The sequence below is a fragment of the Bradyrhizobium diazoefficiens genome, from assembly GCF_016616885.1.
GTDB classification, from domain to species: Bacteria; Pseudomonadota; Alphaproteobacteria; order Rhizobiales; family Xanthobacteraceae; genus Bradyrhizobium; species Bradyrhizobium diazoefficiens_F.
In genome coordinates, this window is record NZ_CP067102.1 from 6185622 (window position 1) to 6209932 (window position 24311).

22 protein-coding genes are annotated in these 24311 nt (G+C 62.6%); 10 read left to right on the plus strand and 12 right to left on the minus strand.

The window, feature by feature from the left end:
• Window positions 1-6: 6 nt before the first annotated feature.
• Complete coding sequence (locus JJC00_RS28755; protein WP_200474266.1) at window positions 7-1605, minus strand: GMC family oxidoreductase; 1599 nt, start codon at window positions 1603-1605, stop codon at window positions 7-9.
• A gap of 200 nt (window positions 1606-1805) precedes the next feature.
• Between JJC00_RS28755 and JJC00_RS28760 the strand changes: the two genes are divergently transcribed.
• A complete protein-coding gene (locus JJC00_RS28760) occupies window positions 1806-2594 on the plus strand; it encodes a thermonuclease family protein (RefSeq protein ID WP_200469212.1) in 789 nt (262 codons plus the stop codon).
• A gap of 217 nt (window positions 2595-2811) precedes the next feature.
• Here the strand turns inward: JJC00_RS28760 and cyoD are convergent, their stop codons facing one another.
• Genes cyoD through JJC00_RS28780 form a run of 4 tightly spaced genes read right to left on the minus strand, consistent with a single transcriptional unit; the run spans window position 2812 to window position 6662 of the window.
• Complete coding sequence (cyoD, locus tag JJC00_RS28765) at window positions 2812-3201, minus strand: cytochrome o ubiquinol oxidase subunit IV (RefSeq protein WP_200469213.1); 390 nt, start codon at window positions 3199-3201, stop codon at window positions 2812-2814.
• Window positions 3198-3839: a cytochrome (ubi)quinol oxidase subunit III gene (locus JJC00_RS28770; protein WP_200469214.1), complete on the minus strand. Its 642-nt coding sequence runs from the start codon at window positions 3837-3839 to the stop codon at window positions 3198-3200. Before JJC00_RS28770 ends, cyoD begins: the two co-directional genes overlap by 4 nt.
• Entirely contained in the window at window positions 3839-5839 is a 2001-nt protein-coding gene (gene cyoB, locus JJC00_RS28775) for a cytochrome o ubiquinol oxidase subunit I (RefSeq protein WP_200469215.1), read from the minus strand. Before cyoB ends, JJC00_RS28770 begins: the two co-directional genes overlap by 1 nt.
• Window positions 5829-6662 carry a cytochrome ubiquinol oxidase subunit II gene (locus JJC00_RS28780; RefSeq protein ID WP_200469216.1) on the minus strand — a complete coding sequence of 278 codons (834 nt, stop codon included), beginning with the start codon at window positions 6660-6662 and terminating at the stop codon, window positions 5829-5831. The genes cyoB and JJC00_RS28780 overlap by 11 nt, the downstream gene beginning before the upstream one ends.
• 229 nt (window positions 6663-6891) lie before the next feature.
• Between JJC00_RS28780 and JJC00_RS38355 the strand changes: the two genes are divergently transcribed.
• Both JJC00_RS38355 and JJC00_RS28795 read left to right on the plus strand, forming a co-directional pair.
• Window positions 6892-7152, plus strand: coding sequence for a hypothetical protein (locus JJC00_RS38355; protein ID WP_246773954.1), 261 nt, complete (start codon window positions 6892-6894; stop codon window positions 7150-7152).
• Window position 7153: 1 nt separating this feature from the next.
• Window positions 7154-7954, plus strand: a complete 801-nt coding sequence (locus JJC00_RS28795) for an SDR family NAD(P)-dependent oxidoreductase (RefSeq protein WP_200469217.1) — start codon at window positions 7154-7156, stop codon at window positions 7952-7954.
• A gap of 73 nt (window positions 7955-8027) precedes the next feature.
• Here the strand turns inward: JJC00_RS28795 and JJC00_RS28800 are convergent, their stop codons facing one another.
• Window positions 8028-9332, minus strand: a complete 1305-nt coding sequence (locus JJC00_RS28800) for a PQQ-dependent sugar dehydrogenase (protein WP_200474267.1) — start codon at window positions 9330-9332, stop codon at window positions 8028-8030.
• 206 nt (window positions 9333-9538) lie between these two features.
• Between JJC00_RS28800 and JJC00_RS28805 the strand changes: the two genes are divergently transcribed.
• The 6 genes from JJC00_RS28805 to JJC00_RS28830 all read left to right on the plus strand — a co-directional run bounded on the left by JJC00_RS28805 (window position 9539) and on the right by JJC00_RS28830 (window position 13816).
• A complete protein-coding gene (locus JJC00_RS28805) occupies window positions 9539-10732 on the plus strand; it encodes a urate hydroxylase PuuD (RefSeq protein WP_200469218.1) in 1194 nt (397 codons plus the stop codon).
• 146 nt (window positions 10733-10878) lie between these two features.
• Window positions 10879-11736: a VOC family protein gene (locus JJC00_RS28810; RefSeq protein ID WP_200469219.1), complete on the plus strand. Its 858-nt coding sequence runs from the start codon at window positions 10879-10881 to the stop codon at window positions 11734-11736.
• A 79-nt stretch (window positions 11737-11815) separates the two neighbouring features.
• Complete coding sequence (locus JJC00_RS28815; RefSeq protein ID WP_143843915.1) at window positions 11816-12091, plus strand: hypothetical protein; 276 nt, start codon at window positions 11816-11818, stop codon at window positions 12089-12091.
• A gap of 397 nt (window positions 12092-12488) precedes the next feature.
• The gene (locus JJC00_RS28820) at window positions 12489-13091 is read left to right on the plus strand and encodes a hypothetical protein (protein WP_200469220.1); all 603 of its coding nucleotides are present in this window, start codon (window positions 12489-12491) and stop codon (window positions 13089-13091) included.
• Entirely contained in the window at window positions 13088-13450 is a 363-nt protein-coding gene (locus tag JJC00_RS28825) for an HGGxSTG domain-containing protein (RefSeq protein ID WP_246773955.1), read from the plus strand. Before JJC00_RS28820 ends, JJC00_RS28825 begins: the two co-directional genes overlap by 4 nt.
• Before the next feature lie 9 nt (window positions 13451-13459).
• Entirely contained in the window at window positions 13460-13816 is a 357-nt protein-coding gene (locus tag JJC00_RS28830; RefSeq protein WP_200469221.1) for a response regulator, read from the plus strand.
• A gap of 317 nt (window positions 13817-14133) precedes the next feature.
• Here the strand turns inward: JJC00_RS28830 and JJC00_RS28835 are convergent, their stop codons facing one another.
• Window positions 14134-16770 carry a bifunctional diguanylate cyclase/phosphodiesterase gene (locus JJC00_RS28835; protein WP_246773956.1) on the minus strand — a complete coding sequence of 879 codons (2637 nt, stop codon included), beginning with the start codon at window positions 16768-16770 and terminating at the stop codon, window positions 14134-14136.
• A 229-nt stretch (window positions 16771-16999) separates the two neighbouring features.
• On the opposite strand from JJC00_RS28835, the gene JJC00_RS28840 reads away from it, so the two are divergent.
• Entirely contained in the window at window positions 17000-17803 is an 804-nt protein-coding gene (locus tag JJC00_RS28840) for a substrate-binding domain-containing protein (protein WP_200469222.1), read from the plus strand.
• 47 nt (window positions 17804-17850) lie between these two features.
• Here JJC00_RS28840 and JJC00_RS28845 read toward each other — a convergent pair whose 3' ends face one another.
• From JJC00_RS28845 to JJC00_RS28865, 5 genes are all read right to left on the minus strand, one after another.
• Entirely contained in the window at window positions 17851-18861 is a 1011-nt protein-coding gene (locus JJC00_RS28845; RefSeq protein ID WP_200469223.1) for a 2Fe-2S iron-sulfur cluster-binding protein, read from the minus strand.
• A gap of 147 nt (window positions 18862-19008) precedes the next feature.
• Window positions 19009-20751, minus strand: a complete 1743-nt coding sequence (locus JJC00_RS28850) for an ethylbenzene dehydrogenase-related protein (protein WP_200469224.1) — start codon at window positions 20749-20751, stop codon at window positions 19009-19011.
• A gap of 665 nt (window positions 20752-21416) precedes the next feature.
• Window positions 21417-21665 (minus strand): hypothetical protein, encoded by a 249-nt coding sequence (locus JJC00_RS28855; protein ID WP_200469225.1) that lies wholly within the window; start codon window positions 21663-21665, stop codon window positions 21417-21419.
• 190 nt (window positions 21666-21855) lie between these two features.
• A complete protein-coding gene (locus JJC00_RS28860; protein WP_200469226.1) occupies window positions 21856-23697 on the minus strand; it encodes a sensor histidine kinase in 1842 nt (613 codons plus the stop codon).
• 201 nt (window positions 23698-23898) lie between these two features.
• Complete coding sequence (locus tag JJC00_RS28865) at window positions 23899-24252, minus strand: response regulator (protein ID WP_200469227.1); 354 nt, start codon at window positions 24250-24252, stop codon at window positions 23899-23901.
• Window positions 24253-24311 lie beyond the last annotated feature (59 nt).

Here is a 24311-nt window from a genome sequence, read left to right on the forward strand (position 1 = left end):
ACGGCCTCAGTCGAACAAGTTTGCGAGGCGCTGCTTCATCTGGTCGGCGATGTAGAGCGCGAGGGCCTGGATGGTGGACGTCGGGTTCACACCGCCCGAGGTGACGAAGATGCTGCCGTCGACGATGAAGAGGTTTTTGACGTCGTGCGTGCGGCCCCATTCGTTGACGACGGAGCGCTTGGGATCAGTGCCCATCCGTGCGGTGCCGAGCAGATGCCAGCCGCCCCACGGGATCGGCGAATTGACGCAGATATCGGTCGCCCCGGCGGTCTCGAGAATCTCCCGGCCGCGGGCGAGTGCATGGTCCATCATCTTCCGGCTGTTGTCGCTGATCGTGTAGTTGATCTTCGGCGCGGGAATACCGTGGCTGTCCTTCAGCACAGGATCGAGCGTGACCTGGTTATGCTCCTCCGGCAGATCCTCGCAGATCGCGGAGAAACCCAGCCGATGGCCGTTGAGCTTGCGGAAGACGCGGTGATGATCCGCGCCCCAGGGCAGAATGCCCTTCTGCTCGCTGACGACAGCCTCGAACACCGGGCCTGCCCCACGCACGAACTGGACGCCATAGCCACGCACGAAGCCGCGCGAGAGGTCCGTGTCGTACCACTGCTTGCTCCACAGGCAGGTCGGCGGCGCGCGATTGCTGTCGGTCGGCTCCTTCACATAGCCGTAGATCTGCGCATAGGGGTGGAACATCAAATTCTTGCCGACGAGGCCCGACGAATTGGCAAGGCCGTCCGGGAAGCGGTCGGATTTCGAGTTCAGCAGCAGCCGCGGCGTGCCGACGCCGTTGCAGGCGATGATGACGACATGCGCCGGCTGGAACTGCTCGACACCGTCCTTGTCGTAATAGACCACGCCCGAGGCCATGCCGTTCTCGTCGGTAGTGATCTCGCGCACCCGGCAATGGGTGCGCAGCTCGACGCCGGCGCGGACCGCATGCGGCCAATAGGTGATGTCGGTCGAGGATTTCGCACCTTGCGCGCAGGCCGGCGTGCAATGGCCGAGATTGATGCAGCGGGCGCGTCCCTCATAGTCTGTCGTCGCGACCGTCGTGTCCGACGGCCACCAGTGCCAGCCGAGCTTGTTCATGGCCTTGCCGATGATCGCGCCTGACAATCCGAGCGGCTGTTGCGGCATCGGCGGATGCGTCAGCGGCGACCGTGGGTCGCCCGATAGACCGGACGTGCCCATGATGCGGTCGTTCTCTTCGAAGAACGGGGTCAGCGCGTCGTAATCGATCGGCCAGTCGTCGGCGACGCCGTCGAGCGTCTTCACCTTGAAATCGGAGGGATGCAGCCGCGGCCAGTGCGCGGTGTACATCACCGTCGAGCCGCCGACCGCGTTGTAGTTGACGACCTTGATCGGTGAATCGTCGTCGTTGACCGGATAGTCCTCGGGCCGGCCGCGGACATTGGGGCTCGACGACCACTCGCCGTAGAACTTGGCCTCCCAGTCGCGGCCCGTGCTGGGATATTCCGCCGGGTTCATCCAGCCGCCCTGCTCCAGGCAGAGAATGTGCATCTTGGTCTCGGCCAGCGACCACGCCACCGCGGCGCCCGAAGCGCCGGCGCCGATGATCAGGACGTCCACGGGGTCTTTTATCAAGAAATCTTCCTCCCGCCCTCGCCGCTTCCCGGGCGATTCGGCCATCACGGCTCACAAGGTCCGCAAACGATAGGGGCAGACCGGCCGGCGAGTAAAGGCTGGCGGGCGAATGTCGCACTTCGCACAGCGCAGACCATTGGTATCGTCCCATCCGGATGCTAGGAACGAGGTGCAAGAGCCATCGATAGCGAGAAGTTATGTCCGTCGAGAATTCATTTGCCGCCGCCCGCGCCTTCGCGCTCGTTTTATTTCTCGCGCTGTCCGGATTTCTGGGGACCACCAGTCCCTCCGCCGCGCTGACTGCCGCAGCCACGGTCCGGGACGCCAATTCGATCCAGCTCGGCGACGTCACCTACCGGCTCGACGGCGTCGACGCGCCCGAGCTGGACCAAGTCTGCATCGACGACCACGCCGATCCCTGGACCTGCGGCATCGAGGCCCGCGACCAGCTCACCAAGCTGATCGGCGGAAAGCCGGTACGTTGCGACGATGTCGGTCCCGAGAAGAATTTTGGCAAGCGCCACCGCGCGATCTGCACGGTCGAGGGCGACAAGGTCTCGCTGAACGAGCAGCTGCTCAAACTGGGCTTTGCCATCGCGCGCGAGCCGATCAAGGCCAACATCAAGCCGGCGGCGGCCGAGGCCAAGACGGCGTCCGCCGGCATCTGGAAGGGCTGTTTTGTTGCACCGCAAGAGTTTCGCGCCGGCAAGAAGGACGGCGCGCTGCTCGGCGCCGCCTGCCGCGCCGACCGCGACAAGGAGATTCGCGCGGTGCTGTTTCCGGAGGAGCTGACGGCGCCGCCGAGCTGCGCCATCAAGGGCAAGCTCGCGGTGCGCGCGCGCGTCACCGGCAATATCGGCATCTATCATCTGCGGGGCTGCCCGAGCTACGCCGCGACCACCAAGCCGGACCGCTGGTTCTGCTCGGAAGACGACGCGCAGGCCTCGGGCTTCCGCAAGGCGTACAATTGCCGCCGCCCAAAGTGAACAGACAGTTCACGCACCCGTGAGTGGTAGACCGAGACAGTATTGATCCGGAATTGAACCCCAACGGGAGTTGCCCCAGTTATATATGTACGCAAGCGCTTTGCGCGAGCGTTTCCTTGGCGGCAATCCGGCTTCGGTCCGATTGCTTTGCTCGGGCGTTTCCTCCCTAGACTTGGGCCGCTTGTCACAACAAGCGGCTCTTCTTTTTTGCGCCGCGCTAGCTGTGCATCCGAATGAACTGGTCCATCGGCGGCATGTTCTGATTCAAATGCCCCATGATCCAGACGGTGCCACCGACCACCAGGAAGACAATCAGCAGGCCGAAGGCCAGCGCCAGCACGTTGTTGGTGTTATCCGGCCCCGTGGTGATGTGCAGGAAGAACACCAGATGCACCCCCATTTGCGCGATCGCGAGCACGATCAGCGCGACGGGAATCGAGGGCTGCCAGACCAGATCCGTTCCGGCAATGAAGAACGAGGTTGCCGTGAGCAGCAGCGCGAGGCCTAGGCCGACGACATAGCCGACGATACGCTCGCCGACGCTGTGTTGCTCTTCATCGCCAGGGGCGATGTCATGCTCGACACGCATGTGCGTCTGATCGCTCATACGCCACTCCCAAGCAGGTAAACGACGGAAAAGACGCCGACCCAGATGATGTCGAGCGCGTGCCAGAACAGCGCAAAGCACATCATCCGGCGCAGCACGTCGGCGCGAAAGCCCTTTGCAAAGACCTGGGCCATCATGGTCAGCAGCCAGAGCACGCCGGCCGACACATGCAGGCCGTGACATCCGACCAACGAGAAGAATGCAGTCAGGAAGGCACTGCGTGACGGGCCATAGCCGCGGGCAACGAGGTCGGCGAATTCCTTGAACTCAATGGCCAGGAAGATCAGCCCGAGCACACAGGTCACGGCCATGCCGAGGTAGAACCAAAACCGGTTGCGGACGTCTGCTGCGATGCTGGCCATGCCGCAAGTGAAGCTCGACAATAGCAAGCAGACGGTCTCGATCGCGACGTTCCGCTGCTCAAAAATCTCCGAGCCCTTGGGGCCGTCGGCGGTCTGGCTGACCAGCACCGCATAGGCTGCAAAGAAGCAGGAGAACATCACGATGTCGGAAAGCAGGAAGACCCAGAAGCCGTAGGCAGTCACGGTCCTCTTAGGCGCGGGCCCGGGATGCTCGATGACGACGCCGATGTGGTGGGGATCGGCATGCGCGTGGCCGACGGTCGCGGTCATCGCCATCAGATCGCTCCCGCCAAGCTGACCAGGCTGCGCCGTTCCTCGAGATTGACGCGGTCGATCGCGGCGACCTCAGCAGCCGGAATGACGTATTCGTCATGGTCGCGCCAGGCAAAGACGACGAAGGTCGCGAACGCGCCGATGCCGCCCAGGATCACCATCCACCAGATATGCCAGATCAGCGCAAATCCCATGATGGTGGCGAAGAACGCACAGACGAAGCCGGTCGGCGAGTTCCTGGGCATCTCGATGTCCTGATACTCAGGCACGTCGTGCTCGAGCGATTGCTGCTGGGCATGGATCTTCATGTCCCAATAGGCATCCTCGCCACGGACGTCGGGATGAAAGGCGAAATTGAACACCGGCGGCGGCGACGAGGTCGCCCATTCCAGCGAGCGGCCGTCCCAGGGATCGCCGGTTCGATCGCGCAACGCCTCGCGATTACGGATGCTGACCACGAGCTGCATGATCTGGCAGATGACGCCGATCGACAGCACGGCCATCCCGATCGCAGCCACGATCATCCACGGCCGCCACTCGGCGACGTTATAGTGCTGCAAGCGCCGCGTCATGCCGAGCATGCCGGCCACATAGAGCGGCACGAAGGTGACGTAGAAGCCTGTGAAGGTAAACCAGAACGCCATCTTGCCCCAGCGCTCGTCGAGGCGGAAGCCGAAAGCCTTCGGAAACCAGTATTCGAAACCAGCGAAAGCACCGAACAGCACGCCGCCGATGATGACGTTGTGGAAGTGCGCCACCAAAAACATGCTGTTGTGGAGCATGAAATCCGCCGGCGGCACCGCAACCAGCACGCCAGTCAACCCGCCGATGATGAAGGTGACCATGAAACCGACCGCCCACAGCATTGGCGTCGCGAAACGGATGCGCCCGCCATACATCGTGAACAGCCAGTTGTAGATCTTCACGCCCGTCGGCACCGCGATGATCATGCTGGCGATGCCGAAGATGGCGTTGACGTCGGGCCCTGCCCCCATCGTGAAGAAATGGTGCAGCCAGACCATGAAGGAGATGACGCAGATCGCCATGGTCGCGAGCACCATGGAACGATAACCGAACAGCGCCTTGCCGGAGAAGGTCGAGACCACCTCGGAGAAGATGCCGAAGGCCGGCAGTACCAGGATGTAGACCTCCGGGTGGCCCCAGGCCCAGATCAAATTCATGAACATCATGACGTTGCCGCCGGCTTCATTGGTAAAGAAGTGGAAGCCGAGGTAACGATCGAGCAGCAGCATCGCGAGCGTGGCGGTGAGGATCGGGAACGCCGCAACGATCAGGAGGTTCGAGGCCAGCGTCGTCCAGCAGAACATCGGCATACGCAGATAGTTCATGCCTTTTGTGCGCAACTTCAGCACCGTGGTCACAAGGTTGATGCCGGCGACCAGCGTGCCGACGCCGGAGATCTGCAGCGACCAGGCGTAATAGTCGACGCCGACGCCGGGCGAATAGGACAGCTCCGACAACGGCGGAAAGGCGAGCCAGCCGGTGCGCGCGAACTCGCCGATCACGAGCGACAGATTGACCAGCAGCGCGCCGGTCGCGGTCAGCCAAAAGCCAACCGAATTCAGCGTCGGAAAAGCCACGTCGCGCACGCCAAGCTGGAGCGGCACGACGAGATTCATCAACCCGATCACAAACGGCATCGCCACAAAGAAGATCATGATCGTGCCGTGCGCCGAGAAAATCTGGTTGTAGTGTTCCGGCGGGAGATAGCCCTGCGACTGATAGGCGATTGCCTGCTGGATCCGCATCATGATGGCGTCGCTGCCGCCACGCAGCAGCATCACCGAGGCCAGCAGGATGTACATGACGCCGATCCGCTTGTGGTCGACGCTGGTAATCCATTCGTGCCAGAGATAGGGCAGATGCCCCTTCACCACGACCCAGATCAGCACTGCGAGGATGCCGACCAGCACCACGCCGCCGGCGATGAGCGGAATGGGCTGATCGAACGGGATGGCCGACCAGTCGAGCTTACCGAGCATCGTGGCCTCCACTGTGGGGACGGCCGGCATCGGAGATCAGCTCCGGCCCCGGCCCTGGCGGAATGTGCTGGGTCGCAATCAGGTCGAACAGCCGTGGGTCTTCGAGCCGATAGGTCGGCCTGCCCCTCTCGATGCCCTGCTGCATCAGCTTCTTGTAGCTGTCCTCGTTCAGCACGGCGTCGGTCTTCGCAGTGGTTGCTACCCAATCGGGAAAGGCGAGCGGCGAGATCACGTTGACGTCAAACATCATGTCCGGAAAGCCGTCGCCGGAGAAATGCGCCCCCAGCCCCTGCAGCTTGCCCTCGTTGTCGGCGCGCAGGTTCAGCCGCGTCACCATGCCGTTCATGGTGTAGATCATGCTGCCGAGTTGCGGGATGAAAAACACATTCATCACGCTCGACGAGGTCAGCTGGAAATTCAGCTCGGCGCCGGCCGGCACCGTCAGCGTGTTGACGGTGGCGACGCGCTGGTCCGGATAGATGAAGAGCCATTTCCAGTCGAGCGAGACGGCCTGAATCCTCACAGGGCTGCCGGTGCCCGGCACGGGCGCTGCGGGATCGAGCTGGTGCGAGCCGATCCAGGCGACGCCCCCGAGCAGAATCACCGTGAGTGCGGGGATCGCCCACACCACCATCTCGACGCGACCGGAATAGACGAAGTCAGGCTGGAAGCGCGCCTTCGGATTGGACGCGCGAAACCAGAACGCAAAAGCCAGGATCGCGACAATGGTTGGCACCACGATCGCAAGCATGATGAAGACGGAATCGACCAGGATGGTGCTGTTGGCGGCAGCCACCGGCCCTTGTGGATCGAGCAGATTCATCGGCAAGCCACTTGCGATTGGGAGACCCCTGGAGGAAGCGTAACGCCAAAAACTCCCCGCCACAAACGCAGTTGCGTGAAAAGGGTTCCGCACCTTCGCCGCTCAGCCGCAGCTCATCTCGTCAGGCGGCATGCAATTCCGTGCGATGTCAATGACATCCGCGCGGGACGGCCGGCCTTCTCACCTCTGCGCTCCATTGCTAGTTTGCACGAAAATATCGGGATGAGACATGCAGGGCCCTGAGGACGATGCCGGCCTCGCCGGCAAGGTGGCGGTGATCAGTGGCGGCGGAGCTTTGGTAACGGCCGCGCTGCAGCAATTCCGCTCGCCCGCGCCGGCGCACGATCTCTCCGACGAGCACATGGTCGATCTCGTGCTCACCATCGCGTTTTATTGCGGCGTGGTGCGCGTGCTCGCCACCATGAAGATCGACAACGAGCCCTATTACAAAGAGGTACTCCAGCAGTACCCGATCCCGGGAGTGAAATGACATGCGCTTGAAGGACAAGGTTGCGATCGTCGTTGGCGCTGGGCAAAGCCCAGGCGAAGGCATGGGCAATGGCCGCGCCACCGCGCTGACCTTCGCGCGCGAGGGGGCGAAAGTGCTGTGTGTCGACCACCATCTGGAATCGGCGCAAGAGACCGTCGATCTGATCGCGGCGACGGAAGGCACCGCCGCCGCCTTCAAGGCCGACGTCACCAGCTCAGCCGAGCTCAAGGCGATGGTCGCCGACGCCAAGTCGCGTTGGGGCCGGATCGACGTGCTGCACAACAATGTCGGCGTCAGCCTGTCCGGCGGCGATGCCGAGCTGCTCCAGATCACCGAGGAGGCGTTCGACCGCGTCGTCGCCATCAATCTGAAGAGCTGCATCCTGGCGGCGAAGGAAGTCATCCCGATCATGCGCGTGCAGCAGAGCGGCGCCATCATCAACATCTCCTCGATGGCCGCGATCACCACCTATCCTTATGTCGCCTACAAGGCGACGAAATCGGCGATGATCGCTTTCACCGAGCAACTCGCGTACCAGAACGCCGAATACGGCATTCGCGCCAACGTCATCCTGCCCGGCCTGATGAACACGCCGATGGCGGTCGACACCCGCGCCCGCGAATGGCACAAGACCCGCGCCGAAGTTGAAGCCGAGCGCGACAGCAAGGTGCCGCTGCGCAAGAAGATGGGCACGGGATGGGATGTCGCCAATGCCGCGCTGTTTTTGGCGTCGGATGAAGCGAACTTCATCACGGGCGTAACGCTACCGGTGGACGGCGGCGCGAGCGTGAGGCGGGGGTAAGGCGAGGCAAACTCGGTGCCCCTTCCCTGCTCCCCTTGAAGGGGCGAAGGTGCACCTTCACTGCCGCGCGAGTCTAATGCGTCACCCGCCAGATCGTGCCACCCGTATCCTCCGATACCAGCAGCGCGCCATCCTTGGCCACCGCGATTCCAACCGGTCGTCCCCACACATGGCTGTCGTTCACGACAAAGCCCGTGACGAAATCCTCGTACTCCCCGGTCGGCTTGCCGTCCTTCATCCTGATGCGGATCACCTTGTAGCCGGTGCGCTTCGAGCGGTTCCAGGAGCCGTGCTCGGCGGCGAAGGCGTCGCCCTGGTATTCGGACGGAAACTGCGTGCCCTGATAGAAGGTCATGCCGAGCGAGGCCGAATGCGGCTGCACCAGCACGTCAGGCACTGTCACCTTGTCCTTGAGGTCCGGCCGCGCGCCGGCGTGACGCGGGTCTTCATTGTTGCCGATGTAGAACCACGGCCAGCCGTAAAAGCCGCCCTCCTTCACGCTGGTGACATAGTCGGGCACGAGATCGTCGCCGAGACCGTCGCGCTCATTGGTCGAGCACCAGGGCAGGCCGGTCTGCGGCTGGATTGCGAGACCGACGCAGTTGCGGATGCCGGTGGCGTAAAGCTTGCGGTCCTTGCCTTCGGGGTCGAAGGAGAGCACCGCCGCACGTTCGGCCTCATAGCCCCAGGAGGCACCGACGGCTTTCGTGCGCGACCAGGCCTCGAGCCCGCCGGGCGGGCTCCCCATGCCCTCGGCGACGTTGCTCGCGGAGCCGACCGACACCAGCATGCGCTTGCCGTCGGGCGTGAACACGATGTCGCGGGTCGAATGCCCCGATCCGTGCGCCAGGTTCGCCACCACGACGTCTGGCTTGCCCGATGCCTTCAGGTCGCCGACGTGATAGGGAAAGCGGACGACGTTGCCGGCATTGGCGACATAGATCCATTGCGGATTGTCGCCGTTCGGGAAGAAGGCGATGCCGAAGGGACGGCTGAGCCCGCTGGCAAACACCTCGTTGGTCGCAACCTTGGCGCCGCCCTCCCCGAGACGCAGCACGCGAATGCGCCCCGGCCCGGTCTCGGCAACGAAAATGTCGCCATTCGGCGCGACACGCAGCACACGCGCATCGGACAGGCCGTCAGCCAGCAGCTCGATCTTGAATCCCTCTGGCACGAGCGGCATGGCGCCACCGCGCGCCGTCACGCGCGTGGGGTTGGAGACCGACGGCGAGGCGCCGGGTTTGACCAGATCCTGCGGGCGGATCAGCCTGACGGTGCCGGGCTTGTCGGCCTGCCAGCTGCCATAGGCATCCTTGCCTTGCAGCACGGACTCGGCGTGCGCGCCGGCGCAGGCGACCAGCAGCCAAGCGGGCACCATCATGTGCGAAACACGAATTGTCACGTCGCCTTCCTCCCGGACTTTTTCTGCCAAATCCCACGTCAGCTCATGCCCGCACGATGTGCATTTGGTATGACCCATCGTACTGGAAAATGGCGCGGATCGGTGCAACAGATTGTAAGGGCACGGCCGCCGGTTGCGGTCATCAAAGCTGCGGCATCGACGTCGCGATTGATGGGGTGATCATGTGGGGATCGATCGTATCGGAATGGGCGAGCTTGCTGCTGCGCTGGCTGCACGTGGTCGCCGCGATCGCCTGGATCGGCAGCTCGTTCTATTTCATCGCCCTCGACCTCAGCCTCAAGCCCAAGAGTGATCTGCCCGATGGCGTGCAAGGCGAGGCCTGGCAGGTCCATGGCGGCGGCTTCTACCGGATCATGAAATATCTGGTGGCGCCGACCCAGATGCCGGACGAGCTCACCTGGTTCAAATGGGAGGCCTACACCACCTGGCTGTCCGGCTTCGCGCTGATGGTGGTGGTGTACTATCTCGACGCCGATTTGTTCCTGGTCGACAAGTCGATCCTCGACCTCACACCGATCCAGGCCGGACTGTTCAGCTTCTGTAGTCTCGCACTGGCGTGGCTGCTCTATGAGGCCGCCTGTCGCACCGGGCTTGCGCAGCGCGAGCTGCCCTTTGCCATCGGCGGCTATCTGTTCCTGGTCGCACTGACCTACGCCTTCACCCATGTGCTGAGCGGGCGCGGCGCCTTCAACCAAATCGGGGCAATCATCGGCACCATCATGGTCGCCAACGTGTTTGCGGTGATCATCCCGAACCAGAAGAAGATCGTTGCCAGCCTGATCGCGGGCCAGGCGCCCGACCCAAAGCTCGGCAAGACCAGCAAGGAGCGCTCGGTCCACAACAACTATCTGACGCTGCCGGTCGTCGTCCTGATGATCAGCAATCACTATCCCCTGCTCTACGCCACGCGCTTCAACTGGATCATCGTTGCGATCGTGCTGGCGCTGGGGCCAGTGATCCGCCATTTCTTCAACGAGGGCCATGCCGGGCGCAAATCGCCGTGGTGGGTGTGGGGTGTCGCAGCAGCGGGCGCGATCGCAATCCTCTTCCTGTCCGCGGCCGGCCCGCGCGAGGTCAAGACGGGCGCGCTGCCCGCACAGCCGACACTCGCAAATGTCGAGGAGATCGTGATGTCCCGCTGCAGCATGTGCCACGCAGCCGAGCCGGTCTGGGCCGGCATCGTGACCGCGCCAAAGGGCATTTTGCTCGACGCACCCGAGCACATCCACCGCAACATCCGCCTGATCGGGCGCGTCGCCGCCTGGTCCAACGCCATGCCGCCAGGCAACATCACCGAAATGACCGGCGAGGAGCGCGCCATCCTCGCCGCTTATCTTAGCGAGCAGGATCGCTGAAGGCATAACGCGTCGATGCCGCAGTTCGCGGAATGAAATTCCGCATCCCATGCCGATTTGAAAATGACTTGATCGCCTATTCAGCTTAGACAGGGACAGCCGTCGCTTAAGCCGTCCAAAGTCAGTTTGCATTCGGGGAAATCACAGTGGCCCTCAAGAACGTCATCGGTATCGACCACGCCGTGGTCATGGTGCAGGACCTCGACAAGGCCGCCGAAAACTACCGGCAGCTGGGTTTCACCCTCTCGCCACGCGGCACCCACAGCGCGCATATGGGCACCGGCAACTACACCATCATGTTCGACCCGGACTATATGGAGCTGCTCGGCGTACTGGTGCCGACCGAACACAACGCGCCGGCGCGCGCCTTTGTCGAGCGGCACGGTGAGGGAATCGAACGCATCGCTTTCACCGCGATCGATTCCGCGGCCGGTGCGGAGGAGATCCGCGCGCGAGGCCTCACGCCGATCGGCCCGACCGATTTCGAGCGGCCAGTGACGCTGCCTGATGGCACGGTCTCGGCCGCCAAATTCCGTACCTTCATGTGGCCGACCGCCGAGGCCCCGGGCGGCGTGCGCATCTTCGCCTGCCAGCACAAGACCCGCGAGACGGTGTGGATTCCCGAGCTGATGACGCACGCCAATGCCGCGAAGCGGATCAGCCAGGTGCTGATCGCAACGCCCGAGCCCGCGAAGGAAGCGGCGCATCTGGCACGGCTGATCGATCGCGAACCGAGGGCCGAGGCCGACGATGCGGTGACGGTGACATCCGGCGGCGATCGCGCTGACTTCGTCTATCTGACACTGGAGCAGCTCGGCAAACGCTATCCCGGCGTGCCGCTCGCCGGTCTCTCCGAACGCGGCGGCGCCGCGCTGGTGCTCGTCAGCGGCGATCTCGCAGCGACCGAGAAAGCGCTGGGTTCGGCGGGCATTCGCAGCGGAGCCGCGATCGTCGTGCCTCCAGCCAAGGCCAACGGCACCCTGCTCGCCTTCATTGCCAGCTGATTTGAGCTAATTCTTTAACGCGCGTTTACCGGGCGGCTCTAGGATTCCCCGATAGTCCAAGCCGCCCGGGGCCACACGGATGTTCAAAGAGGGATCGCCGATCGCTTACGACGCGCCGGCCGAATTGAAGAAGTGGCCGTCGTTGAAGGGCGAGAGGCAAAAGGACCGCGGTCCGCCCTATCTCGTCTACAACGGCACGCTGGCCGATTGCGTCCGTGAGCTCATGGACAAGCCGATCAAGGGCATCTCGCTCTACGACATCATGACGAGGCCGCAGCCGGCGTTCGAGCAGACCGTGCTGTCGCCCGGCGATGCCGCCGAGATTGCGATGCGCAAGGATTTTCCCAAGGCGTAAGCGCCGCAGGTCTCCCGCAATCCCGTTTGCAGTTCTGAGCTTGCTGCGGTTCCCATAGAACCGCGGGAGCAGCGCACGGGAGGCGTGCGCCGCTATCCCAACAAAAACGCGAAAACAACCCCATGCACAGTAGCCGACGCCAGTCAGAACAAGGACTTGCGCGAAAGGTCCTTCGCATATCCCGAAAATCCGTTTGACACGTCGGGCAAAACAGGGGCAGGGTGGCATCATCGCGACAATCGCCGGTGTCCAGGCCGCCCCGGCTGGGGTGCTCGACCCCGGCTGTGCGCGCAAGTCTCTTATCGACATCTGAAAATCTCAACCGCCGCTCAGCAGATGCACGATCGGCTTCGCTTGCAGCGAGGCCTCGCGCCTGCGCCGGCAAAGGACACATCGCATGACGACATCCCTGACCAGTACCGAGACGATGCCCATCGCGGCAAACGATCGAGCCGCGATCATCGCAAGCCCGAAAGTAAAGCTCCGCCGCAGCCGCATCGTGATCGACCATCCTGATCCGCGCATGGGCGAAAAGCTGCTGGCTGAGGCGCTCGGCGCGGTCGACCGCGAGGCACTACATGGCATGTTGAGCCAGCTGGTGAAAGCCAGCGCGGTTGCGCGCATGCCCGACCAGGGCAATCTCTCCTTCATGGTCTCGATGCTGAAGAGCATCGCGCCGAAGGATTCGCTCGAGGCCATGCTGGCGGCGCAGATGGTGAGCATTCACGTCGCATCGATGCGCTGCGCCTGTCGCCTCGCCTGCACCGACGACGTGCCGCAGCAGGAAAGCCTCTCGCGCGCGCTGACCCGGCTGGCCCGCACCTACGCAGCCCAAATGGAAGCCCTGAACCGCCATCGCAGCAACGGCGCGTGTGCGATCACGGTGCAGAATTTGTCGGTGCAGGATGGCGGCAAGGCCGTGGTCGGCCATTTCACCCAGCACGCGAGCCTGATCGCCGCGCAGCCCGGCATGGCCGACGCGGCAGCCGTCACCGCATGAGCCGCGCCCGCAACACCGGTCCGATGCAGGCGAGCCAGCGCTGCGGCGCGCAAACACGGAACGGCGAACCGTGCCGCGCGCCTGCGTTGCGCGGCAAGACGCGCTGCCGCATGCACGGCGGTGCGGCGGGATCCGGGGCGCCATTTGGGAACGGCAATGCCGTCAAGCACGGCTTCTTCACCCGCGACGCGATCGAGGAACGAAAGTTTGTGCGCACTGTGCTGATCGAAGCGGAGAATGTGCTCCGCCAATTGCCCACACGGCCGGAAGCAACCTGCAACCCACGCGAGCGCGGAACCCAACACATCATACCGGGAACAGAGCCGCCCCCTCCGCACTTAACAAATGATAGCAAGTGAGGTGACGCAATGGGCCAGTCGAAACCGCACCGCCCCACGGCAATCGTCGTCGAGGACGACGACATTCAGCGCGAAATGCTCGCAATGCTGCTCGAAGACAACAATTTCGAGGTGTTGCAGTGTGAGGACGCAGAGACCGCGGCGCTGGCACTCAAAGCAAAGCATCCGTCCCTGATCGTCACCGACATCAAACTGGTCGGGAAGATGGATGGCGTAGATCTGGCTTACTTCGCCCAGCAACAGAGCGCCGATGTCCGGATCATCGTGATCTCGGGACGTCCGCTGTCCCGGCCCCTGCCGCACGGTGCGAAGTTCCTCACCAAGCCGATCTACCCGACCGCGCTGCTCGCGGAAGCGGCGCAATAGTCGGGGTCTGCTGCCGTTGGACGGAGGCGTTGTCCCCAAACCCGTCTGGTCGCCGGCCATCGATGCCGCCGCTCGACAGGAGCCGTGCATGGACGAACGCGAATTCGAACAGCAGCTCAAAGCCGATGGCTTTCAGGAGATCGCGTACAGAAGCTAGAGCCCCGCCCGGGCAAGGGCGGCGTAATCCTTCGGCGCATCCGCGAGAGAAGCGCGCCGCTGCTCGCGGCGCTGGAAGCGTGGCTGCGCGAGCAGCGGGCCCGCCTCTCGAAATCACCGGTGGGCCCTGGCAGGACTCAGCCGGTGTCGTCGCCGACGCCTCAGCGAATCGCAGCCTGCCGCTCCGCTCCGTCTCGCCTGGGCACCACTTCGACCGCCGAAACCAAACGGCCCGGCTGGAGCAAGACGGCGAACTCTTCGAACGATAGCGGCGGAGAAAAAATATAGCCTTGCGCCATGGTCGCGCCGTTTTCGGCCGCGAACCGAAGGTCTTCGGCCGTTTCGACGCCTTCTACGACCGTTTCGAACCCCAATTCGTCCGCAAGTCCGAGTGCCAGGCGAAGGATCGTCTGCTTTTCGCGGTCTTCCGCGACACCCGCCACGAGCGTGCGATCGAGTTTCACGGCGTCGAAGGGGAGCCTCGCCATTGTCGAAAGATTCGAATAGCCGGCCCCGAAATCGTCCATTGCGAAGCGTATGCCCAATTGCCTGAGCAGGCTTATTCTCTCGCGCACGACATCAGGATTGCGCATCGCGACCGACTCTGTGACCTCGATCTCGAGGTGTCGTGGCGGGAAGTCGGCCTCGCGAACGGTCGTGACGACATCCTTGATGAACAGCGGATCCTCAATGTCCGTCGCCGCGACATTTACGGCGAGCACGAGGTTCGAGCCGGCCCGGATCAAGCCCCCGATTTCGGCGAGCGCGCGCTTGAGCACGAAGCGGTCGATCTCCATGATGAGGCCGATCTCTTCCGCGATCTTGATGAAGCGCTGAGGAGGAATGTTGCCCTCCTTCGGGTGATGCCAGCGCGCCAGCGCCTCCACCCCCAGGATGCGGCCATCCGCGCAGGACACCTTGGGCTGGTAGTGGACGACGAGCTGTTCGTTACGGATCGCCAAGGCGAGATCGGTTTCGAGCGCATGGCGGGAACGCGCGACCTCTGCGAGATCCGGAGTGAAGAACGCGTAGGTATTGCGTCCCGAGCTCTTCGCGGCGTACATCGCAAGGTCGGCGCGGATCAGGAGATCGTCATAGGTTGTGCCGTGGGTGGGACAAATCGCGATGCCGACGCTGACGCCGATGGTCGCATGGTTGCTCTGGAGCTTGAAGGAAACCTGCAGCGTCTCGATCATCTCGCGGGCCCTGAGGCTCGCGGCCTCGACCGTCTTCACCCCAGCGATGATGGCGACGAACTCGTCGCCCCCGACCCGGGCGAGCAGACATTTGCCGGGAGCGCCCTTGGACGTCAGCAAACCGCTCAAGCGCGCGGCGACCATCCTGAGCAACTCGTCGCCAGCCTTGTGCCCGAAAGTGTCGTTGATGGATTTGAAGCCATCGAGGTCGAGGAAGAACAGCGCTCCGCCCTCTTCTGCGTCGATGAGCGCCGGCGCATCGATGCGCATCTTCTCCCGATTGGGAATGCAGCTCACCGTATCGTAGAAGGCGAGCTGACGAATTCTTCGAGTGCTGGCCCGCAAATGCGTCAGCATTTGCTCGAATGCGAGGCCGAGGCCGCGGACCTCGCCGATGCCTGTTGCGCGGAACGGCACGTCGAGATTACCACCAGCGATTTCCTGGGCGGTCTTGGCGAGCGCCGAAAGTCCCTTGGTGAGGCGCCTCACGGCGGCCAATAGCGCGACGACCAAGGCACCGAGCGCCAGCGCGGCAGATGCCAGGAACTGCCACATCAGCGAACGTGTATGGGCTGCGCCAATCTGGAACATCTGATCGCGTGTCGTCGTCACGAGCGATGCGCTCGCGAACGTGCACACCTTGAGCGTCGCCTCGTAATCGACGCAGCGTGCGACGTAGTTGCCGTCATCCGAGTGCTGCAGCCCGGACAAACGCGTCCTGGCGCCGTTGAATCTCACCCCTTCAGGCCCCGCGGAAGACACAATCTCGTTGTCACCCGTAATGATGACCACGCCGGCATTGGCTAGCGAAGTGAAGTTCTCGAGAGTCCGCTCCGTGCGCCCGAGTGGTCGGATGGCGGCAAGCGCGCCGATGAGGTCGCCGAAGTCGTCGAACACGGGCTCGATCGCGGTGTGCGCTATGGTGTGACGCTCCGGCAGGCCGAGCGCTGACAATTCACCCAATTTGAGCTCATAGGTGCCTTCCTCACCCTGCGGGTGCGAGCGGCTATTGTCCTTGAGGATCGCGCTGAGATTGACGGAGAGGGCGGTCCCGTCGAGCGCCCGGTTCAGCGCGAGGAGGTCGAGGGGCGTGTTGGCGCCGATCACACGACCGGTTTCGTCGAAGGCGATCAGCCTTTCGAAGCCGGAGGTCGAAGCAACGATGCTGAGCAGTTCGCGGATAGTCACGTCGTTGTTCGAGGCGACCGCCTTGGCCACGTCGGCGCGCTGAGAGATCTGACGCAGGCGAGATGCGGTTTCCGCGCCCAGGACCTCGATTCGCGCTCGCGCCAGCTGCGCCTCGCCGTCGAGGCGATGAGCGAGCTGATCTTCTGAGAGTTCACCCAGTGCCGCAGCCTGGTGCCTCAGTTGCTGCTGCAGGCGTAGCGCCGTCGAGCCACCGATGAGGCCGAGCCCGAGGACGCCGGTCGCGAGGACGACGGCAACAAGGCGCGTGGCGATAGACGAGGGAAAAATCGGAACCCCGGACGGAATGGCCCAACGGCGCCAGTGGAGCGGCGCCCTCGATGCCTTTGCAATATCCGCGTCAGTCGCCACCACCGCCAGCACCCTGAACTTGCGGGGGCCGGTCAGTTCGCTCACTGAGGCCCCCAATTGAGCGTGTTCCGGGCCGACATTAGGCGAGTGAATCATTCAATATCGTCTATTTATCGCCTATTTGTTGCTGGCTAATTAGCAACGGGTTTTTCGAAACCATCAAATTTTATGCTTTTTGTCCGGCACAGATGATTCCAAAAGGCACGGCGTTGCGACAACAGTTGGTTTAGGTTTCTTTGCCAGATTGCGCACCTCGTGGTTGAAGGGGTTTGCAATGGCATTTGCGAGGATCACGGCGGCAATTTTGGGCCTCTGCCTGGCGGGGCTGAATGCCGCTGGCGCTGAAACACGCAGGCTCGAGATCGTCGGGACCGGAGACGGCATCGATGTCCTGCGCGTCATCGCCGCGAGCTTCATGCAGCAGGAAGGATCGGCACGGGTCGAGGTCCCGCCGAGCATCGGTTCTGGCGGAGGCATCGCGGCCGTGGGGTCCGGCAAGGCGATCTTAGGGCGCGTCGCACGCCGCCTGACCGACGCCGAAGCGGCTTCCGGCATGGTCTACAAGGCGATCGCCCGCCTGCCCTCGGCTTTCATCGTCCATCCCGGCTGTGGAGTGAGTGCCGTCACAAGCGATCAGCTCGTTGCGATCTATTCGGGCCGCCTTGCGAATTGGAAGGAGCTGGGTGGCGCCGATATGCGCATCCGCGTCGTGCGGCGCGAGGACCAGGACAGCACTCTCACCGTGCTACGGGCCAGCATGCCCGGCTGGCATGATCTCGAGATCACCGAGAAATCGAAGACGGCAACGACCACACAGGAAGCGATCGAGACGGTTCGCGATGTTCAAGGCGCGATCGGCTTCGGTCCCTTCTCGCGGCCGTTGGAACAGGGGCTCACAGTGCTTCGCGTGGACGGCCACTACCCGACCGACGCGGACTATCCCTCGAGCGTGGTGCTGGCGCTGATCTATTTAAACACGTTGCAGGATCCGGACGCCTTGGCCTTTCTACGCTTCGCCGATACGCAGAAGGCGGCCGACGTCATCACCAGCCTCGGTAGTCTGCCCGTCAAGCCGTGAACCGCCGGGGCTCGCTGGCCGCCGGCGCTGCTGAACTCGGCATCGGCTCACAGACCGGGGCGATGAGGCTGCTCCCGGCTTCGCCATAGACGGGCGATCTTGTCCATCAGCGATGAGGTTTGAGAGCTCGGCAGGAAAGGATCGGCGTAGCATTGCGCATTGGCCGAGCGCGCCTTGTTCTTCACGACATCGACGAGGCCAACAGGGCCGGCGACGTAGACCGTATCATCCAGCCCGAGCAGGGGCAGGTAGTGCGATGGGCGCCCGGGCCTGATCGGCGGGATAGATCCGACCTCCGTCGTCATCATGACGTCGCGGACACCGTCGTCGATCAGCCACTGCAACGAGGGAAGCATATAGAGGTTATCGGCATCGCGGCTGCCGGCGACGACCGCCATCTCGCGGTTGCGCTGGGTCGAGCGCGCCGAGCGGGCGAGCGCCCAGATCGGGGCCCAGCCTGCTCCGCCGGCGATCAGCACCAGCGGCCCCTGGCCCTGTCGTAGATAGGCTTGTCCGAAGGGACCTTGCACATGCGCCGCATGGCCGGGCCCGATGGCTTTGCCGATCTGCCCCGACACGGTGCCGTCAGGCAGGCGCCGGATGTGAAAGACGAGTTCGACTTGCTTGAAGGAACCATCGAGCCTGAAGGTCGGGCTGAACTCGCGCGCAGGATAGCCGGAAAACTTGACGCGCACATATTGGCCCGGCCGAAACTCGAGCGGCGCCGAAGTCGTCAGCACGACTTCGGCGATCTCCGGCGAGAGCTCGTTGATCTCGGTGACGGCGCCCACCCGCTTCATCGGCATCGGCAATTCTTCGAATTCGATCTCCGCGTCGCCTGCGACCGTGGCCTGGCAGGCGAGCACGGTGCGGCCATGGCCCGAGCCGCCGTCATCGACCGAGCCCGAAACGACCGTCACCCGGCAGCTCTGACATTGTCCCGATCTGCAGTCGTGCGGAACGAGGATCGAGCCGCCGAGCGCCGCGTCGATCAGGCTTTCGCCGGCGCGGGCTTCGACGAGCTTGCCGTTGACGACGAGCCGACAATGCCTCTTCATCGCGAGGCCTCTAGGTGCTGCGAATTTCTGCGAGCAGGCCGGCGCTCGCCAAGCCAGAATGCGATGCTCGGATGAGGGCGAAGCCATGCTTCAGCGCAGCCGCGCCGTGGTGGCCTTCGGTCGAGCTCGTCGCCCCCCATGAGATGCCTATTCCTGCACCACGACACGCACCGGGCGATTATGGGTCGCATGCCGCGTCTGTGCATGGTCGAAGACAGCGACCCACATGTAGAGATCGTGGCCCGGCACGAGGGCTTTGTCATATCTGCCATCGCTTTTCATGTTGCGCGTCAGCTCGAGCGTCCAATGTCCGTTGCTCCATTTTGAAACCCCGGTGACATTGGCCCGCTCTCCTTCGGTGTCGCCGGCAATAATCACGCCGGGCAGGATCGTGCCAACGGGAATCCTCGCGTCGGCCTCTGGCGTGTAGGGTTCGCTCTCCCAGTCGAACATATACCAGCGGCCGTTCTCGTCGTCGGTGCTGTTGGGATCAAGATCGAATTTGCTGAGGGCCGCGACCTGCGCCTTCCAGTCCTTGGGAAGCCGCGGAACCGTGACGGGCCCTTTGTCGTCCCTGCGGATGAACTTGAAGTTATACGAATAAAGAGCGCGACCAGGCTTGTTCCAATAGCCGCCCTGGTAGCGGGCATCGTAATTTTGCTCGTCCAAGGTCGGGGCGTAGGGCGGGCCGATATATTGGCTGTCGACGCGCCCGAGCATGCCCCCGCGCGACACCTTCCACTGCCACATGTCTATGTAGCTGCCATCCGTCGTGTAGTGGAAGCCCCGGCCGTTGATCGGCATCGGTTTGCCGGGCAGCGGGTTGACGCCGAGATCCGTCGCGCCTGCGCCGCCGAGCGATGAATTATCCGAGAAAATGACCGCCAGCTTATCCTCGTAGAAGTCGACGGCGTCTTGCAGGCCCGCACGCTCGTCGAGGACGTGCCAGCCATCCTCTTTCTTGATGATCGGAATGCGGCGCAGGGAGCGCGTGGGATCCTCCCAGCGGAAGGCAAAATAGACCTTCTGCCCGTCGTGCAGGGCGCGCACCTCCACGAGCGATTCGCCCGATCCGCCGAGATTGGCACCCTGCTGCGTGCGGATGACGACGGGGCGCGCGCGCGACCAGGCGGGATCGCCCATGGCGCCGTCCAGCTTGGGCGCGTCACTCACCCGTGCGACGACGAGCGTATCGCGCATCGCCCAGTCGAGCCCGGCGACGCCGCACGCGACTGCCACCCCGATTGCAGCGGCGACGAGAAGAGGCCACGGCCGCACGGCCTTCGTGATCGCGAGCGGCGTCGGCCGAAACACGCGGAAAATCTGCAGCCAGCCGCCATAGAGAAAATGCGCGGCGACATGCGCAAAGATATAGACGAGCGCGACGAAGGCGGCGGTCGAGTGGAGATAAGCCCACCACCCGCCATAGCCGAGATACATCATGACGCCCGTCCCCGTGAGGAAGATCACGAGCGCATAGACGAACCAGTGCAGGATGATGTTGACGGCTCCCCACTTGAGGCGAGCCGGCGCGCGCATCGCGAGGATCCGCGTCTTCTTGGGGCTGTTGCGCTCGACGAGGCCACTGCGCGCGAGGTAGGCGACGTAGGCCGACCCGCAGAAAAAGACGGCGAGCCCCGCGAGGAAATGCCAGGAAAAGATCTCGCCTTGCGGCAGGACCGGAGTGAGCCATTTCGAGAAGGGGGCGCTTAGCGCGTCCGCTGCGATGCGTATGCCGGTAACGAGGCTTACGACGAACGCGAGCGCGGTCGCCCAATGGAGCGTTATCGTCCCGACATCCGTGCGTGGCGGGCTTTCTCGAGTCTTTGTTTGAGCGAGGCTTTTCTCGGTCAAGGCGTCGGCGTTCGTTCGAGCGGTGACATCGTTCATTTGCATAAAGCTTACCCATGGTAAACCAACAGAGCTACAGCGTCCGCTTTTCGCTTCTCCCGGAAAGGCGGACAGCTGCGATTAAGCTACCTCCGCGATATCATAACCAAGTTATCAAGTCTGGCGAGATTGCTCGTTCGCGACAACTCGTCCCGGTCGGCCGTCTGGCCTTGCCCCCAAGTTTTATCCAGTCATGAGTGTCCCGGCTGCTGGATTTGCCCGATTGGGCGGTGGCAGCGGCGGAAGCTGGCGCGGAGCCCTCGGCATAGCGCAGCGCGAGCATCACGAGGTTTCTGTGGGAATGGTGGCCAGTTTTGCCCCCCTTGCCGATAAATGGGGCGCATAGTCTTCCCTGGCAGGAGCTCAAGCGGAGCGTTGTTTCTGCGACAGGCCTGAAAAGGCATCGTCATTCGTGCAAAAGCCGCCATCGGACCTACGGCAGAACCGCACAGGGCGGCGTACCGGAAGCTCGCTTCAGTCGCCGAGCGGTCCATTCGAATTCCAGTCCGCCTCCTTCAGCAGCTCGTACTTGATCCGCCGCATCCGGGCCAGATCGATGGTGGCGAGAAGGGCAATCATCGTTCAATATCTGAATTGGCAATCGGCAAGCATGACAGTCGAGCTTTCAACGGTATCCGCCAGAAACCGGGCGTTACCACTGACCGTTAGTGTTGGCCAGGTTGAGCCGACGGAGCGGGCCAATCCGTCCTAATGTTGTTTGGGTTCAGGCGATCGAACAAGTCCTGTCTGAGGATGAAGCCGCTCTTGCCGCCTATGAAGACGGGCCGGTTCACTTGAGCATTCTCGTGAACCAGAACAGCTCCCACTTGCGTGCTCTTGGTTTTGGCTAGAGCTGTTGTTGAGAGCACCACCTCTAGAGCGCACAGCACGGCAAGGAGTTGCATGATTTTCATCGGCCGGCTCCCAAAACTCGGGCTTCCAAACCCTAGGGGACGGCCGATCAAGTTGACTATGCAGAAATGATCACCTGAAAAAAGAACGAACAATATCAGGCTCGCCTTACTCACATGCGTCGTTTGCTGAAACTCCGCCAGCCCAATTCCCGCGTTAGGGGGAGCTGGTCGGCTCGAGCAGGCTCTCGCTTTAAGCAGCGATTGCCTTCGCCAATGGAAGCGTGAAGTAGAATGCGGCGCCGCGCAGGCGATTCTCGGCCCAAATGCTTCCGCCGTAGGTCTGGATGATGGTTCGCGCGATCGGCAGTCCCAATCCCGTCCCCTGCGGCTTGGTGGTAAAAAACGCCTCGAAGATGGTCGCCAAATTGTCCTCGGGGATACCTCGTCCTGAATCCGTTACGGCCAATTTGACGATCCGCGACTCGGCATCCCGGGACGTTCGGATCCACAATTTGCCTGGTTTTGGATCGCAGCCTTCCATGGCATCCAGGGCGTTCATCGCGAGGTTCAGTATCACCTGCTGCATATGGATTGGATCAGCTCGTACCGGCAACCTGTCAGCCGCACAGTCGGTGGTCAGGATGATTTCCCGCCGCACAGCCTCGGGCGCGACGATTCCAGCGACCTCACGAACCGCGTCGTTGAGGTCGAATGCCTGCAGATCAGAAGCCTTTTTGTTGTCCAGCAGGTTTTTCAAGCCGAAGATGATCTCGCTGGCGCGCTGATCGTCCCGAACAATGTCGGCAAGGATTTCGCCGATTTGCCTGAGATCGGGCGGGTCGGCCTTCAGCAATGTTTGCGCGGCCTCGGTATTGCTAAGGATGGCTCCCAGCGGCTGATTAAGCTCGTGGGCGATCGATGACGACAGCGCACCAGCGGTGGCAACCCGGTTCAGCCGAACGACCTCCCGGCGGCGACTGCCCGCCTCCACCTCCGCTAGATGCCGGCGGCGGCGCTCGAAAACGAGCCACGAGATGATCGCCGCTTGCAGCAGCAGGAGCGACAACCCGGCGATCATCTGGGGCCGGTATTGCTCCCATATGCCGGGAACGCGAAAGAAAACCTCGTTTCCGGCAGGCAGGTTGTTTTCACTGATGTCCCACCGCTGAAGCTCTCTCCAGTCGTATCGCGGCGTTGCCGGTCCGACCACCACCTTGCCGATCGCGGCGGGCGATTCGCCGTTCAAGATACGAATAGCCGCGCTAACGGCCTGCCGGCTGACGTCCGTGATAAGGGTGATCGGTCCGCCGACGATTGCTTGACCGAAAAACATGTCGATATGACTGAACACCGGCGCGTTTGCTGCCGCGTGAAGACGAGCCATCGCCCTGCCCTCCTCATGAGGCACTCCCGCAGCGTCCACCGAAAGAATCCCGAAGAAGATGGCGCTGTGCGGAGGAAGAGCGGCCGCACGTTTGAGCATCTCCTCGAACGACAGTTCGTTGAACCAAATGAAGGCAACGCGGTCCTCGAACGGTGCAATTTCGGTCTTGACCTCGCTTGCCCAATATTTTTCGAGTGGCGAGTTACCACGCACGATCACAATGTTCTTGGTGTCCGGAAGTACCTGCAATATGTGCCTCATGGCACCGGGGATATCGATAGAGGCCGCGACCACTGCTTCCCTGGATGTCAGCGCACTTTCCGGAAATCGCCGCTCCTCGAACGCGGTATGCGGCACCGGAACGTCGGAGAAAAGCTGCTGCCGGTACTTTTGCGAGAAGCTTACGGCCGGCCCCCCGATGGTGATGACGAGATCGATTGGGCGATTGACAAAGAGACCGCGCAAATAGTCGACGAAAGGGCCTTCCTCGCCTTCCGGAAAACGGGCCGTCGCAAGCGATGCGTCGAAAATATCGAGATGATCTCGCGATTGCAGATTCAGTTCGGAACGAAGCTGCTTCCCGTATTCATTGAACGGCGCGAAATCGCGGCCAAATGAATGAAGGAGAAGCACGCGCTTCGGCTCGGCGAACGCCGAGTCGATCGCCGCAAAAAGAAGCAACGCTGCACTAAAGAGTATCCGGATCATAACGGCTTGGCGAAATCAAAGTCGGGATAAAAAGTCATCCAAGGGTGGATGCTATCCCAATTGCGACCCCTGCGGGAGGGATAAATCGAGACAAATTAAACCCGCTTTGGCAAATGTGAACGCCTGGTTTCGAACCAAATCACCAGCAGGACACAAAGGCTGTCGCTTCCTTGTGGGCGCCCAAGCCGAGAGCCCGTGGCTTCACACCACGGCATCGATTGCATCAATGAGCAACTTTGCTAAAAATGGCTTCTTCAGAAAGGCCACACAGCCGAGATCAAGCGCTTCCTGGCGAACCGCCTCATTGTCGATCCCGGTCATAAAGATGACAGGCATACTGCTGCCCGATGAAGCCAGCCTCCGCTTCAAATCGATACCGGAAATCCCCGCAAGGCGAATGTCCACGAGGAGACACGCGGCTTTGCAGTTGGCGGCATCTTCCATAAACGACTCCGCCGACCTGAATGCCAGGACGTTGAATCCACGGGCCGACAACAGGCGGTTGAGACCTTGTAGCATGCTGGGATCGTCTTCGACGATCGCTATCGTGCGCATGCGATCTGCCAATCTGGCTTCAGCCGAACGACGTTCGGAAGTTTTTCCCTGGAATGCCT